This window comes from Celeribacter sp. (assembly GCF_048270365.1).
GTDB lineage: Bacteria > Pseudomonadota > Alphaproteobacteria > Rhodobacterales > Rhodobacteraceae > Celeribacter.
On record NZ_JBLWTA010000015.1, the window covers coordinates 55,377 to 70,455 of the forward strand.

Genomic DNA, 15,079 nt, shown 5'->3' on the forward strand with positions numbered 1-15,079 from the left:
TCTAAGGACAAACGCCGCGCCGATTTTGTCAGCGCGAAGTGCGATTTTTTGTCAAAAACTGATTTTTTTTATCAGAATTAAGATCTGCCCTCGGAAATCACCCTCAAATAGGGCGTCATATGGCGCACATGCGCGCCGAAGGAGGCGGCCAGAAGGTCCAGCGACGCATCGGGTTCAGAGAGGTCGAAAAAGCCGCTGACCTGTTGTCGCGCGAGGGCATCCGAAGGAATGGAAACCCATGCGCTATGCGCCCGCCCGATGATCTCGGCGGCTTCCGCGAGGGTAACGTCGCTCAGAAAAATACGTCCATCTCGCCAACTGCCAATGTCCTCGGGAGCGACAGGTTCGATGCGATAGGCGCCTGTGTCCTGTGCAATCACAATCTGATGCGCCGGGGTGAGCACGGCTGGCTCCTCAGAGAGCCCGTCGATCTGTGCGGAAACCGCCCCATGCAGAAGCGCAACGGTCGTGCTTTGAGATGTGACGCGGATATTGAACGCAGTGCCATGTACCATGATGCGCACCCCGCTTGCATCAACCACAAAGGGGCGTTCTTTATCCTGTGCCACATCAAAGAAGACCTCGCCCTGCAACAGGGAAATATGCCGTTCAGCCGGGGCGTAAGTCTCGTCGATGGCAGAGGCTCCGGCAAGCTCGATGGTCGAGCCATCCGCCATTTCGAGAAAAGCAGTCTGGCCTTTCGAGGTGCGATGATCTGCCTGCAAAGCAATAAGCGCATAAGGAATGTAGAGCCACGCAACCCAAAGCGCGGCGATCAGACCGAGCGCCCGTGCCGTTCCGCGCATGACGCGCTTTGCAGGCGAGCGCCCGTGTCGCGCCGCCAAAGAGATGACCTCTGCGGTGTTATGTGCTTCGCTGACGGGATGTGGCTCAAAAGCATCCACACCCCCCAGCGCGTCCCATGCGGTCTGCACGTCTGACCATGCCTGTTGATGGTCGGGCTGGGCCAGCCACGCATCAAACCGCGCCCGCAGTTCGGAATCCTCGGGCGACGCGTTCAGCTGCAACATCCACCCGGCGGCTTGTTCGAAAACCTCGCGGTTGCTATTGTCATTCTGTTCCAAGACAGAGGCTTCCTTTGATTGGCGTTCCGCATCGCGCCCGTCCAAACCGGGCGTCATAAAAGTCATATCCTAAGAGGTCATGTCACTCAGGGGGCGGGTCTTCCTGTGTCTGTCCTCGCAGCTGTAGCGCAACGGTGGCCAAGGCAGCTTGCGCGAGCCTGTAAGCTTTGCGCTCAGAGACCCCGAGCCTGCGGGCGACCTCTTTCATCGAATGCCCCGAATAGCGATGCAACTCCAGAGCCTGGCGTTGCTCTTTGGGCAAATCCTCTACAATTTGCATCGCACCCCGTACCTTTTCTGCGAATAGAAGGACATCTTCTGGCGTCAACGCCGCCGCAGGCAGGCCCCAGTCCGGCACATCTCGGCGCAATTGGTCCCTCTCGTACCGGCGGCGTTTGCTCGAATTCAGCGCCAGATTATGCACGATGCGAAACAGATAGGCCTTGAGATGGGTCGGTTCTGTGGCCCTGTCCTGTGTGGAGAAACGGATGTAAGCTTCTTGCACAACATCTTCAGCAGCTTCGCGCGATCCAAGGATGCGAAACGCATAATTGAGCAGAATTGGCCGGTTTTCCCAATATGTGGCAAACCGTAGTTTTGGGGGCTCGTGCATCATACAACATCTCCGTCGTATGCACGGCAAACACATGTGCCCCGAGTTCCCCCCAAGCGTACCAATCACCTATCCCCCACTGTCAGCACAGAAATCAGTCTGTGCAATCGGACAGCTGCCGTTGAGTTGAGCAGAAGGTGGCGCCGAGTTTCGCGTCCGTCTATCAAATCGCTCAAGGATCGCCAAGCGTTGCAATTCAAGTTCTGGCGAACAGTGGCGCAGGACACCTGTCAGGCGATTTTCGAGGCGCGCCGCTATTGCCGTCAGGCGCTTGTGCTTGCGCGCGAAGCCAAGGCACGCGGCATTCCGGTGACGATCTTCACCGATCGGTTCTGTACCTGGGGCGCGGATAATGCCGATGAAATCTTTATGGTCGCCACTCAGTTCAATCAACTCTGGGATTCGACCGCCCATCTCGCCCTGCTCGGCAATCTGATGATCAACGACATCGGCCCTTAGGTTCAGGACCCATTAATCTGCTTGCTTTGCCGCTGGCGGCGTGATTCACGCTCTCCAACTTAGGGAGAGCATGATGAGCAACCTTTACTGGCTGTCGGAAGAGCAGATGGCGCGTCTTCAGCCATTCTTTCCGAAGAGCCATGGTCGCCCGCGCGTCGATGATCGTCGCGTTCTGAGCGGAATAATCTTCTTCAATCGCAATGGCTTGCGCTGGTGCGATGCGCCGAAGGAATACGACCCACCCAAGACCCTTTACAACCGTTGGAAGCGATGGAGCGAGATGGGTGTATTCGCGCGCATCTTCGAGGGGCTGGCAGCCGAAGCGGCGGAACCGACGACCATCATGATTGATGCGACCTACCTGAAAGCACACCGCACGGCCTCGAGCCTGCGGGCGAAAAAGGGGGGCTTGAACGTCTGGTAGGCCGGACGAAGGGGGGAATGAATACCAAGCTGCACGCGGTGACCGACACCAGCGGACGCCCGATCAGGTTTTTCATGTCAGCTGGGCAGATCAGTGATTACACGGGCGCGGCGGCCCTCCTGGACGACCTGCCGACGGCGGATTGGTTGCTCGCCGATCGTGGCTACGACGCTGATTGGTTCCGCAATGCCCTGCGGGACAAAGGGATCAAGCCCTGCATTCCCGGCCGCAAGGCCCGCAAAATCCCGATCAAATATGACAAGCGGCGCTATAAACGCCGCAACCGGATCGAGATCATGTTCGGAAGGCTTAAAGACTGGCGCCGCGTGGCGACCCGCTACGACAGATGCCCGAAGGTCTTTCTCTCTGCCATCGCGTTAGCCGCCACCGTGCTGTTCTGGTTATGAGTCCTGAGCCTAGCCTTCCACTCTTGAACGCGTGATTTTTCGAATGATCACGTAGAAGGCCGGCACCATGAAAATCCCGATGAAGGTCGCCGCGGCCATCCCGCCCAGAACGGCAAAGCCGATAGCATTCTGAGCCGAAGCCCCAGCGCCCGAGGCTTTCGCCAGCGGCAGAACACCCAGCATAAAGGCCAGAGAGGTCATGAGGATCGGGCGCAACCGCAACTTGGCCGCCTCGATCGCCGCCTCGACCACCTCCATGCCCTTTTCTTCGAGGCCACGCGCGAATTCCACAATCAGAATGGCGTTTTTCGCCGCCAGACCGATGGTCGTCAGAATGCCGACCTTGAAATAAACGTCATTCGATTGATCGAACAGCCACGCGAACAAGAGCGCGCCAAAGACCCCGACGGGAACGGACAACATCACCGAAAAGGGCACCGACCAGCTTTCATAAAGCGCCGCCAGACAGAGGAAGACGACCAGCACGGAGAGCGCGTAGAGATAGGGCGCCTGACTGCCGGATTGCTGTTCCTGATAGGACAGGCCCGTCCACGCGACACCATAGCCACCGTCGACGCCCTCGGCGATCTCCTGGATCACATCCATGGCCTCGCCCGAACTGACCCCATCGGCGGGGGAGCCGGAGATTTCGATGGAATTGATCGCGTCCAACCGCGACAGCGACGGCGACACCGAGACCCATTCGGTCGTCACAAAGGACGCGAAAGACACCATGTCGCCATCGGTGTTGCGGGCGTACCAGCCTTCGATCTCTTCGGGTTGCATCCGGTAAGCCGCATCCGCCATGACGATCACCGGGCGCAGCGAGCCGTTCATGTCGAAATCATTGACCGACGAGCCTGCGAAGATGGTCGAGAGGATCGAATTGACCTCGCTCACCGAGACGCCAAAGCTTTCGGCCTTTTGCTGATCTATGATGAGTTTGAGAACCGCTTCGTTGTCGACGCCGGAGACATCGACGTTCTGAAGGCGTCCGTCCTGATTGGCGAGCGCCTCGATCTCTTCCGCCGCCGCAATCAACGCATCGCGCCCGGTGTTGCCATAGTCGACAAGCTCCATGGAGAAGCCCGACGTGTTGCCCAGCCCCGGAATGGCGGGAGGTTGCATGAACATCACCTGACCGGCACGCAGAGCGGAAAAATGCATCGTCGCCCGTGTCGCCACCGCAGAGGCGGCAAGTTCATCGCCTCCACGCTCATCGAAATCCTTGAGTTTCACAAAGATCATCGCGGTGTTCTGACCTGACCCGCCAAAGCCAAAGCCCAGCGTCGCAAAGGTGCTGTCCACGGCCGCGCTTTCCTCGGCCAAAAGATAGTCCTCGACCTGCGCCACGACCTGTTCGGTCTGGGGCGTGGTGGAGCCTTCCGAGAGGTTGACCATGACCATCAACACGCCCTGATCCTCCTGCGGCAGGAAGGACGACGGCAGGCGCGTGTAGACACCCCAAGCCCCCAAAAGAAAGGCCCCCAGCACGAGGAGCATCATCAAAGGTCGCTTGAGAAGACGTGCAACGACCGCCGTATAGCCTTCGTTTGCACGGTCGAAATTGCGGTTGAACCAGCGCGCGGGCGCAAGACCTTCACCATGCTTGGCGGGCTTCAGAAGCGTCGCACAGAGCGCCGGCGTCAGGATCAAGGCGACCGCCGCCGACAGCACCATGGCGGTGATGATCGTCACCGAGAATTGCCGGTAAATCACCCCCGTAGAGCCGCCGAAAAACGCCATCGGCAGAAACACGGCAGAAAGCACAAGCGCAATGCCCACGAGCGCGCCGGTGATCTGGCCCATGCTTTTCTCGGTCGCGGGCATCGGCGCGAGTCCCTCGTCCTCGATGGTGCGTTCGACGTTTTCCACCACGACGATGGCGTCGTCGACCAACAGCCCGATCGCGAGCACCATGGCGAACATGGTCAGCGTGTTGATCGAATACCCAAGCGCGGCGAGGACGGCAAACGTCCCGGCCAAAACGACTGGCACGGCGATAATCGGAATGATGGTTGCCCGCCATTTTTGCAAGAACACCAGAATCACGAGAAAGACCAGGACGATGGCCTCGATCAACGTGTGATAGACCTTTTCAATCGACAGCTCGACAAAAGGCGATGTGTCGTAAGCATATTGAATTTCCACGCCTGCGGGCAAAGAGGCCTCCAGATCGGAGAGCGTCGCACGGACCGCATTGGCGGTGTCGACCGCATTCGCACCGGTGGCGAGGTTCACGCCGAAACCCGCGGCATTCGCGCCATTGAACCGCGCGTCAGAGCCATATTCCTCCTGCCCGATCTCGATCTGCGCCACATCGCCCAAGACGACCGTGCCGCCGTCCTCTTCGGTGGTCAAAAGGATGTTTTCAAACTCTTCGACGGAGGTAAGCTGACTTTGCGCGGTGATCGTGGCGGTGAACTGCTGTCCCGCGACCACGGGCAATTCGCCCAGCGAGCCGACGGAAACAGTGGTGTTCTGCGCCGTGACGGCATCGGTCACATCAGCAGGCGTCAGGTTGTATTGCACAAGCTTGAGCGGATCGAGCCAGATGCGCATGGCATAGCCCGAGCCAAAGCTGTTGATCCCGCCCACGCCTTCGGTGCGCTGCACGGGACCGGAGATCTGATTGTCGAGAATATCGCCCAGCTGAATCGTCGAATAGCTGCCATCGGTGGAGACAATCGCCCCCACCATGAGGATCGAAGACGAGGACCGCGACACGCTGACGCCGGAACTTTGCACCTTGTCGGGCAATTGGCTTTCGATCTGGGAGATTTTCGACTGGACCTCATTTTGCGCATCCACCGGATCGACGCTTTCGTCGAAGGTCAGCGAAATGGAAGACGATCCCTCACGCGAGGTGCTTTCCATATAGAGCACACCATCGATGCCGGTCAGAGCATTCTCCATAACGGAAGTCACGGAGTTCTCGACCGCATCGGCGGTGGCCCCGGAATAACTTGCCGAAATGCGCACCGTGGTGGGCGCGATGTCGGGATATTGCGACACGGAGAGTTGGGTAAAGGCAAAGGCGCCCGCGAGGATCGTCACGATGGCCAGAACCCAGGCGAAAACGGGGCGGTGAATAAAGAAACGGACCATGATTTAGTCGGCCTCGGTCGTCGTGTCAGTGGTTGTGTCGGCGGTCGTATCCGTGGTCGCATCTTCGACCACGCCAGCGGCGTTGATCGTCACCGGCACGGTGGTGATCTCGGACCCGTCCGTCAGATTTGAGAGCCCGTCAAGGATCACCTCATCCCCGACCTCGACCCCGCCCGTCACGATCCAGGCATTGTCCGCTGTGCCACTGTAGCTGAGCGTCACCTGATGCGCCGCGCCGTCCTGGGCCACAAAGGCCGTGAGCGTGCCGTCGGACTGTCTGGTCGTTGCGCGTTGCGGCACCAGAATGGCTTTCGACGTGCCCAATGTGACATCCACCCGCAGGAACTGACCGGGCAGGATCATCCGATCCGGGTTGTCGAATTCAAAGCGCAAATCGATCGATCCCGTGGTGGTCGACACCGTCACACCGGGGCTAACCAATGTGCCTTTGCCGTCATAAACCGCGCCATTCTCCAAGGTGAGAGAGACATCAAGCTCTTTGCCCGGCGACAAGGTCCCCTCTTTGAACCGCTCACGAATGCGCAGCAGACGCGCAGAGCTTTCAGACACATCGACGTAGATCGGGTCAAGCCGCGTGACCGTGGTCAGCGCATCGCTTTGATTGGCGGTGACCAGAGAGCCGACCGAAAACTCCGGCACATCGGGGATGCCGGCGATAGGGCTGCGGATCTCCACCCGGTCGAGATCGAGCTGCGCCTGTTTGAGATCGGCCTCGGCGCTTTTCACGCTCGCCTTGGCCTGCGCCAAGGTCGCCCGCGCACTTTCGAGATCAGAGGTCGATGCGCCCACACCTTCGAGTTTCGCATAACGATCATAGGCCGCCTGCGCCGTGATCAATGTCGCCTCTGCGCTGTCTCTCGCCGCTTCGGCAGAGGCATAGGCCGCCTCATAGGTCTCCGCATCGAGCCGAAACAACACATCTCCCGCTTTGACACGTTGCCCGGCTGTGTAGGCGATCTCTTCGATCACACCTTCGACACGCGGGCGAATTTCCGTCTGCTCCTTCGCCACGGCACGCCCCGGCAAAGTCGTCGTAAAGGGCACCTCCGTCTGAGAAAGCACCATAACCCCGACTTCGTTCACCCCGCCGCCTGTCGGCTCCGCTTGCGCAAATACGATGACCGGGCATACCGCAAGCGCCACCCAAATGGGAACTTGCAGGATTTTTCTGGTGACAGACATAGGGCTTCCTTCGCTTTTCTCGAGCGCAAACTACTGCGACAAGAAGATTATACGCAGAAAGAGACCATCTCTGTCGCGAGAAAACGCAACAGCATCCGGATCAGAAGCTCGGGATCAACGGATGGGCGCGATGTAACCCAATAATTGCCGCGGGTCATGCATCTCGCAGACTGGCTCCTGTCAGTTCTGTACAATCATTTTCGCAACGAGTTCCGCAGCATTTTGCACCCCCAGCTTTTTCATCACGGAACTGCGATGAACCTCAACGGTTCGGGGGGATATTCCCATCGCCAGGCCGGTTTCCTTGCTGGTGTACCCGTTCACGATATGTCGGGCGACTTCGCGCTCTCTGGGCGTCAATGTGGCGGAATTCGGAGGGCGATGTTCCAGATGCTCAAACGTCCAAACCATCAGCCGAAAGGGATCGGTGGGCGTCAGTGTCCGGCCTGACGCTCGGGTCCAGATGATCTCACCGCTACGGCATTGCATGAAGCGCTCGTCTGTGTAGCGCGGACGGCCGTCCAGCCAACGCCGCCAGCGGGTGCCTGTCTTTTCATAATCGACGCTGGAGGGATAGAGGATGCGGATCGATTGCCCCTCCAGTTCGTCACGGGTCCAGCCGAAAATTCGCTCCATCTCCGTATTCACGCGCTGAATTTTGCGATTTGACAGGACCATGAGGCCGATCGGAGCATCCATGAAACCCGTCAAATTGAGGTCGGTCTCAGATATCCGGTCGAAATCCATCGGGTTTTCCTTTCGCTGCATTTGCATCTACGTAGGCACTACGTATTTTTATACGTAGTTCTACGAATGGCTACCATGTGTTTTTTGCATCACGTTTGTCGTGGGAGGACGTTACATGACCCACGACATTTATATCACCGGCTCCGGCCACACCCGGTTTGGTCGCCTCGACGCCACGCTCGAAACGCTGATCGTTGAGGCAGCGCGTGAAGCTCTTGAGGAGGCACAGATTCCTCCCTCTGAGATTGACGCCATTTTTCTCGGTCATTTCAATTCCGGACTCGTTCCCGACGGGTTTGCCTCCTCGCTCGTTTTGCAGGCGCATCCCGACCTCCGCTATACCCCTGCCGCTCGGTGCGAAAACGCTTGCGCCTCTGGTGCGGCCGCTATTCACGCCGGACTGAACGCCATCCGAGCAGGCCGGGCGCGGAACGTCCTTGTCGTCGGGGCCGAAAAAATGACCCATAGGTCAACAGAAGATGTCACGACGGCTCTGGCCGGGGCGGGGTATCAAAATGATGCGAACGAGGCCGCTCTGAGCTTTCCGCAAGTCTTTGCCATTGCGGCCGACCAATATGCGGCGCGCTATGGCGATCCGCTGGACACGATGGCGCGCATTGCGGCGAAGAACCATGAAAATGCGATGAAAAACCCGTTGGCGCATATGCATAAGCCGCTGACCTATGAGTTCTGCCGCGAGGTGAGCGAGAGAAACCCGCTGATCGCACCGCCTCTGCGATTGAGTGATTGCTCTCTGGTCACGGACGGTGCTGCTGCGATCGTTTTGAGCGCTGCCAATGCCCATGCCGGGGACGCAGCTGCCCGCGTGCGGGTTGCCGCCGCCGAACATGTGTCCGACGTCCTGCCGATGAGCCGCCGCGATTTCGTGGCCTTCGAAGGACCGGAACGCGCCATTCGCGCGGCCTATGACGCCGCCGGGATTACGGTCTCAGATCTGGATTTCGCAGAGGTTCACGACTGTTTCACCCCGGCAGAACTTCTGATCTACGAAGCGATGGGGCTTGCGCCAAAGGGGCAGGGGGTAAGGGCCCTAGATGAGGGCACGGTATATGCGGACGGGCGTACCCCGGTGAACCTGTCTGGCGGGCTGAAGGCCAAAGGCCATCCGGTCGGCGCCACCGGCGTGTCGATGCATGCTCTGGGCTTCCGGCAACTGACCGGACGTGCGGGAGACATTCAGCGCGCGGGTGCGGAATGGGGCCTCGCTTTCAACATGGGTGGTGCGGCCGTCGCCAACTACGCGACGATTCTGCAAGCCGATCGCGCCTGAAGATGATTTGGGACTTGTGAAGACAATGAATATCGCAAATTGGCTGTATCAAACGGCCTTGTCATGGCCCGACCGTCCGGCGCTCTATCACGGCGACAGCCTGCGCCAGACCTATCACGGACTTTTGCAATCCGTCTGCAATCGTGCAGCTTGGTTGCATGCGGAGCATGGGATCGCAAAGGGCGACCGGGTCGCCATTTTCGCAAAGAATGCGCCCGAGTACATCGAGGTGCTACATGCCTGCTGGTGGCTCGGGGCCGTTGTCGTGCCGGTGAATTGCAAACTGCATGCCCGCGAAGCCGAGTGGATCATCCGCGATTCAGGGGCGGCGCTGACCTTGACGGAGAGCGGCACTGTTTTCGCGACGCAGGAGGATGTCGCCGAGGCGAAGCTCGCTGCGCCGGTGCCTGAGCAGGACACATTCACGCCGCCCAAGTCGGTTGGAGCACAGGAACTTGCTTGGCTGTTCTACACTTCGGGCACCACCGGGACGCCCAAAGGGGTCATGCTCAGCCATGACAACCTGCGGCAGATGACTCTGTGTTATGCGCTCGATGTCGATGCGGCATGCCCCGAGGATCACATGCTCTACGCCGCTCCCATGTCCCACGGCGCGGGGCTTTACATGTTCGCGCAAATCCGGGCAGGCGGGGCGCATCTCATCCCTGCGTCCTCTGGGTTCGACAGCGCCGAGATCATTGCGCTCGCCGAGACCCGTGGCAATCTCGTGTTCTTTGCGGCGCCTACGATGGTCAAACGGCTGATCGCCACGGCAAAGCAACAGGGTTACGACGGCACGGGCATCCGTACGATCATCTATGGCGGCGGGCCGATGTATGCCCATGACATTGACGAAGCTCTCGCCTGTTTCGGTCCGCGCTTTGTGCAGATTTACGGTCAGGGCGAAACCCCCATGACCATCTCTGTCCTGCCCCGCGATCTCGTTGCAGATCAGACTCACCCGCGCTGGAAGGCGAGGCGCGCCTCTGTCGGCATTGCGCAGGGGGCTGTCACACTTGCGGTTCTGGGCTCCGATGGAGAGGCTTTGCCTGCGGGGCATACCGGGGAAATCTGTGTCCGGGGGCCAACCGTCATGACCGGCTATTGGCAGAACGAACCGGCCAGCCAGCAAGCCTTGCAACACGGTTGGCTGCATACCGGAGATCTGGGCCATCTCGATGAAGACGGCTTTCTCTACCTCACTGACCGCTCCAAGGATGTCATTATTTCAGGTGGCACAAATATCTATCCGCGCGAGGTTGAGGAGGCGCTTTTGGCCCATCCGGCCGTCTTCGAGATTGCCGTCATTGGCGAACCGGAGCCGGATTGGGGAGAGCAGGTCGTGGCCTATGTCGTGTTCGAACCCGGCAAGAGCGCCAGTGAGCCTGAGCTCGACAGCTGGTGCCGCCAGCAGATCGCCGCTTTCAAGCGTCCGAAACGCTACCAGTTCGTCCACGAGCTGCCGAAGAACAGCTACGGCAAGGTTCTGAAAACCGCGCTGAGAACGCGCACGGGACATGCGCCGACACCGGCATAATTACACAACATCTCCGGGCAGGAGGAGCCCGGCACCAACGGAGGAGATACCCATGAAAAGACGTGACTTTCTGAAATCCACAGGAGCATTCGCAGGTGCGGGGCTGATCTCGGGTCTGCCCGGTCTAGCCCATGCCGCAACCTCGTTGAAATTCGACAGCTATGTGAGCGAAACCGCGGGACCGTCCTGGGTCGACCGCTGGTTCCTCGAAGAACTGGCAAATCGCAGCAATGGCGAGATCGGCGTCAAATACTACTGGGCCGGAAGCCTCAACAAGGTCGGCGAACATCTCGGCGCGGTGCGCGACGGCACCAGCGAAATGACTCTGATCGCGCCGGGCTATTATCAGGCCGAACTGCCGGTCACACGCGGCCTTGAATGGTATTTCCGCATGGAGCGCGCGGATGAGCTGCAACTCGTGTGCCGCGACGTCTACGAGAATTTCGCGCCGCTGCGGCAGGAATGGGAAGAGCGTCATCGCAGCAAGGTGCTCTACTGGACCAATTGGAATTATGCGCCTCTGGTGATGCGCGATCCGATCACCTCGATCGACGACATCAAAGGCAAGAAAATCCGCGGCTACGGCGTCGCCACCGATGTGATCGAAAGCCTCGGCGGGATTGCCGTGCCGATGGCGGCGGGCGAGGTTTATCAGGCGCTCGAACGCGGGGTTCTCGATGGGGTCTACGGCTTCGATTTCGTCACCGCCGTTGCCTACAAACTGCATGAGATCGCCCCGAATTTCTACGACATCGGCGATGGTCCGCACGCCCCCGCCGTCACGATCATGAACCGCCGCGTCTGGGAGGGCCTCCCTGCAGAGCACCAACAGATCTGCACCGATCTGGCCGATGAGCTCTATGGTGGGAAATTTGCCGAAATCTACAACAAGGTGCTGGCCGATTACGTGCAGAAGGCGCAGGCCGAAGGCGTGGTGCTCTCCGCACTCTCGGATGCGGAAAAAGCCCGGACCAAGGCGCTTGTTCAACCCGCACAGGTCAACAAGTGGATCGAGACCGTGGCCAAGCCCAACGGCATCGACGGGGCGGCCATGCAGGCGGTGGTCGAAGAGGCGATCGCGCGCCACGCAGGCACCGGGACGATGAAGCGCCCGGTCGAAATCGCGGCGGGTCTGTAAGCTGATGCTGGCGTGGCTGAACCGCCTGCTCGACGGGATCGCCCGGATCACATCATGGCTGGCGCTGGGGTTCCTCGCCTTCATGATGGTGGCCATCACAGTGGATGTGGTGGCCCGCGCCGCCTTCGGGCGCGCCGTGCCCGGGCTGTTCGAGATGACGGAAATGTCCATGGTGATGGTGGTTTTCATGGGGCTGGGCGCGACCCTGCTCGATGACGGCCACATCCGTGTCACCATGATGACCGATGCGCTTCCCGGACCGTTTTCGCGTGGTTGCACGGCGCTTGCCTGGCTGTTTGCTGCGCTGACCTTTCTGATGCTGGCCTGGCCGGCAACACAGGAGGCGGCTTATTCCTTCTCGATCCGGGAATTCCGTTGGGGCTATTTCCAGGTGCCGATCTGGTGGGCCAAAATCGCAGTGGCCGCAGGGCTCTGGTTTGCTGCGCTGCAAGCCGCCCTGCACAGCCTGCGCATCGCACTCAAACAGATCGCGCTGCCGCATATCGACACCGCGCGCCCGGGTGCAGGGGACAGGCCCCAGCACTGAGCCGCGCGCGCCCCAAGAAAAAGGCCCCGGCGCATGTCACCGGGACCTCGACATTGCATTTCACAGGACATCGACAATGGATGTGACACTCATCACCTTGCTCGCCGTCGGGCTGATCTTTTTCCTCATGGCTCTGGGCACCCCGGTCTTTGCCGCGCTGGCCCTCTCCGGCGCCTTCGGCATCGTCATGGTGGAAAACCTAGGCTTCCTGTTGGCACGGCTCAAATCCTTTTCCTTCAGCCATACAGCAAGTTACGCGCTTACGGTCATCCCGCTTTTCATCCTCATGGGGGCTTTCGCGCATCATGCGCAGGTCGGAAAGCGCCTGTTCCATGTCGCCAACAAATGGGTAGGTCACCTGCCGGGGGGGCTGGCGATGGCGAGCATCCTGACCTCGGCAGGCTTTGCCGCGACCTCGGGGTCCTCGGTGGCAACGGCGGCCACTGTGGGGGCGGTCGCCATCCCGGAGATGAAGGAAAAGGGCTACGATCCGCGCCTCGCGTCAGGGGCCGTGGCTGCAGGTGGCGTGCTTGGCGTTCTGATCCCGCCATCCGTCCTGCTGATTTTCTATGCAGCCTTGACCGAGGTCTCCGCCGGAAAAATGTTGATCGCGGGCTTTGTTCCCGGCCTGATCACCACGGTCGCCTTCATGATCGGTGTTGCCTTGATCGGCCATCGGGTTCAGCATCACTCCACCCGAGCCCCCAAGGCCTCCTGGGGGGAGCGTCTGTCCTCGACGACGCAGGCGTGGCAGGTGCTCGTCCTGTTCGTGATTGTGCTGGGCGGCATTTACCTCGGCTTTGTTACGCCCACCGAAGCCGGTGCCATCGGTGCGCTCGCCGCCTTGCTCATGCTGGTCTTCGCGAGATCGGCGCGCGGGCGTTTGAGCACTGCGCTTTCCGAAAGCTTCCGCTCGACCGCCACCACCACGGTGATGATCCTCTTCACCATGATTGGCGCGGGCATTTTCAGCTTTTTCCTGACCCTCGTACAGGTGCCGCAGATGATCGCAGGCGCCATCACCGAAAGCGGCATTCCGCCTCATCTGATCGTTGCGGTGCTTCTTTTGCTCTATATCCCGCTCGGTATGTTTCTCGATGCCTTCTCGATGATGGTGATCACCTTGCCCATCGTGTTTCCTACTGTGTCGGGACTTGGATTCGATCCGATCTGGTTCGGCATTCTTTGCGTGAAAATGTGCGAGATCGGACTGATCACACCGCCCGTGGGCCTCAATTGCTTTGTGATCGCGGGCATTGATCGCGATACACCTCTTCCGGATGTGTTCCGGGGCGCGCTTTGGTTCGTGGCGATCGAGATGGTCACTATCGTTCTGCTCTTCGCCTTCCCGTCGATCATCACCTGGCTGCCCGACACCATGATGGCCCGATAACTCAGGAGATTTCCCATGACACAACGAACGGATTATGGCACCGCCTTCATCACCGGTGGCGGTTCTGGCATCGGGCGGGCAAGCGCTCTGCGGTTGGCAGCGTTGGGAGCCCGTGTGGCCGTCACCGACCTGCGCCCAGAGGCCGCCGAAGAGGTCGCCCGCGAGATCGCCGCTCAGGGTGGAACAGCGATTGCTCTCGCCCACGATGTTGCGGATGCGACCGCACTTCCCGACGTGGTTTCCAAAGCCCAAGACGAACTTGGTCCCATCGACATTCTTGTAAACAGCGCCGGGCTCATTCTCGTGGAGCCGCTTCTGGATTTTGCCCATGAGAACTGGTGCAAGGTCATGGAGGTCAATGTCACCGGCACCTTCACTGTGAGCCAGCATATCGCCCGCGGCATGGCGGCACGCGGCTATGGGCGGATCATCAATATCGCCTCGATCTCCGGTCTGCGGGCCGGTGTCGGGCGCACTGCTTATGGCACGTCGAAAGCCGCCATTCTGGGACTTACCCGGCAGTTTGCGCTTGAACTCGGCGCGCGTGGCATCACCACCAATGCCATTGCGCCGGGGGTCATAGAGACACCGATGACACGCGCCGCTTACAGTGAAGAAACATGGTCCCGTGTGCTGGACATGACACCGACCCGCCGCCTCGGGCAGCCGGAAGATATTGCAGAGGCCGTAGCCTATCTCGCAAGCCCTGCCGCGTCCTTTGTCAATGGTGAGGTCTTGACGGTAGATGGAGGCTATATGGCGTCCGGGATGACACAAACCGGCAATCTGCAAGCTTGAGTAGGGTTGGAAAGGTGAGATTGGCGTAGAACCAATCAACCTTTCTAAGGCGGCAAGCTCGGCACTGCGTCTTGAAAGTCATTTTTTCGAGGTCGTTATGGGGCACAGCAAACGCGTTTAGAGACCCCGTCACATATCGACGAGGAGCCCGTTGTCACCAGTCAAGATGTTTCCGGATATGCAGTTTCGATTTTTTCATTAGGTGTTTTGAAATGTTTATTTTTCGCAGTTTTCCTTTGGCTTGAATTGCTCGGATAAACGGCGCGTGTTCGAATTTTGTTCGTAATTTTTCGCAAAGATGTTTCGTGTTGCGCGTGCATACATGGTGA

13 protein-coding genes are annotated in these 15,079 nt (G+C 59.5%); 8 read left to right on the plus strand and 5 right to left on the minus strand.

The genetic code is table 11. The features are described 5' to 3' along the window. Window positions 1–77: 77 nt before the first annotated feature. Window positions 78–1,142 carry a FecR family protein gene (locus ACN0X0_RS17660; RefSeq protein WP_417280236.1) on the minus strand — a complete coding sequence of 355 codons (1,065 nt, stop codon included), beginning with the start codon at window positions 1,140–1,142 and terminating at the stop codon, window positions 78–80. 25 nt (window positions 1,143–1,167) lie between these two features. Then, window positions 1,168–1,701, minus strand: a complete 534-nt coding sequence (locus ACN0X0_RS17665; RefSeq protein WP_417280237.1) for an RNA polymerase sigma factor — start codon at window positions 1,699–1,701, stop codon at window positions 1,168–1,170. Window positions 1,702–1,887: 186 nt separating this feature from the next. Here ACN0X0_RS17665 and ACN0X0_RS17670 point away from each other — a divergent pair, with 186 nt between their 5' ends. Further along, the gene (locus tag ACN0X0_RS17670; RefSeq protein WP_417280238.1) at window positions 1,888–2,157 is read left to right on the plus strand and encodes a hypothetical protein; all 270 of its coding nucleotides are present in this window, start codon (window positions 1,888–1,890) and stop codon (window positions 2,155–2,157) included. Window positions 2,158–2,230: 73 nt separating this feature from the next. Beyond that, a protein-coding gene (locus tag ACN0X0_RS17675) for an IS5 family transposase (protein ID WP_417280239.1) occupies window positions 2,231–2,988 on the plus strand; the annotation gives its coding sequence in 2 pieces (ribosomal slippage) (window positions 2,231–2,567 and window positions 2,567–2,988; 759 coding nt in all). Window positions 2,989–2,997: 9 nt separating this feature from the next. On the opposite strand, the gene ACN0X0_RS17680 is transcribed toward ACN0X0_RS17675, so the two are convergent. From ACN0X0_RS17680 to ACN0X0_RS17690, 3 genes are all read right to left on the minus strand, one after another. Beyond that, window positions 2,998–6,096 carry an efflux RND transporter permease subunit gene (locus tag ACN0X0_RS17680; protein WP_417280240.1) on the minus strand — a complete coding sequence of 1,033 codons (3,099 nt, stop codon included), beginning with the start codon at window positions 6,094–6,096 and terminating at the stop codon, window positions 2,998–3,000. A gap of 3 nt (window positions 6,097–6,099) precedes the next feature. Beyond that, window positions 6,100–7,299 carry an efflux RND transporter periplasmic adaptor subunit gene (locus ACN0X0_RS17685; RefSeq protein WP_417280241.1) on the minus strand — a complete coding sequence of 400 codons (1,200 nt, stop codon included), beginning with the start codon at window positions 7,297–7,299 and terminating at the stop codon, window positions 6,100–6,102. A 180-nt stretch (window positions 7,300–7,479) separates the two neighbouring features. Further along, complete coding sequence (locus ACN0X0_RS17690; RefSeq protein WP_226554791.1) at window positions 7,480–8,046, minus strand: LuxR C-terminal-related transcriptional regulator; 567 nt, start codon at window positions 8,044–8,046, stop codon at window positions 7,480–7,482. A 115-nt stretch (window positions 8,047–8,161) separates the two neighbouring features. Between ACN0X0_RS17690 and ACN0X0_RS17695 the strand changes: the two genes are divergently transcribed. The 6 genes from ACN0X0_RS17695 (at window position 8,162) to ACN0X0_RS17720 (ending at window position 14,750) form a co-directional block, all read left to right on the plus strand. Beyond that, window positions 8,162–9,337 carry a thiolase domain-containing protein gene (locus ACN0X0_RS17695; protein ID WP_417280242.1) on the plus strand — a complete coding sequence of 392 codons (1,176 nt, stop codon included), beginning with the start codon at window positions 8,162–8,164 and terminating at the stop codon, window positions 9,335–9,337. Window positions 9,338–9,362: 25 nt separating this feature from the next. Then, window positions 9,363–10,874, plus strand: coding sequence for a class I adenylate-forming enzyme family protein (locus ACN0X0_RS17700; protein ID WP_417280243.1), 1,512 nt, complete (start codon window positions 9,363–9,365; stop codon window positions 10,872–10,874). Window positions 10,875–10,926: 52 nt separating this feature from the next. After that, window positions 10,927–12,012 carry a C4-dicarboxylate TRAP transporter substrate-binding protein gene (locus ACN0X0_RS17705; protein WP_226554788.1) on the plus strand — a complete coding sequence of 362 codons (1,086 nt, stop codon included), beginning with the start codon at window positions 10,927–10,929 and terminating at the stop codon, window positions 12,010–12,012. Between the two features lie 4 nt (window positions 12,013–12,016). Continuing rightward, the gene (locus ACN0X0_RS17710) at window positions 12,017–12,559 is read left to right on the plus strand and encodes a TRAP transporter small permease (protein WP_417280244.1); all 543 of its coding nucleotides are present in this window, start codon (window positions 12,017–12,019) and stop codon (window positions 12,557–12,559) included. Window positions 12,560–12,635: 76 nt separating this feature from the next. Then, window positions 12,636–13,952: a TRAP transporter large permease gene (locus ACN0X0_RS17715; RefSeq protein ID WP_417280245.1), complete on the plus strand. Its 1,317-nt coding sequence runs from the start codon at window positions 12,636–12,638 to the stop codon at window positions 13,950–13,952. Window positions 13,953–13,967: 15 nt separating this feature from the next. Then, the gene (locus ACN0X0_RS17720) at window positions 13,968–14,750 is read left to right on the plus strand and encodes an SDR family NAD(P)-dependent oxidoreductase (RefSeq protein ID WP_417280246.1); all 783 of its coding nucleotides are present in this window, start codon (window positions 13,968–13,970) and stop codon (window positions 14,748–14,750) included. The last annotated feature ends 329 nt before the right edge of the window (window positions 14,751–15,079 follow it).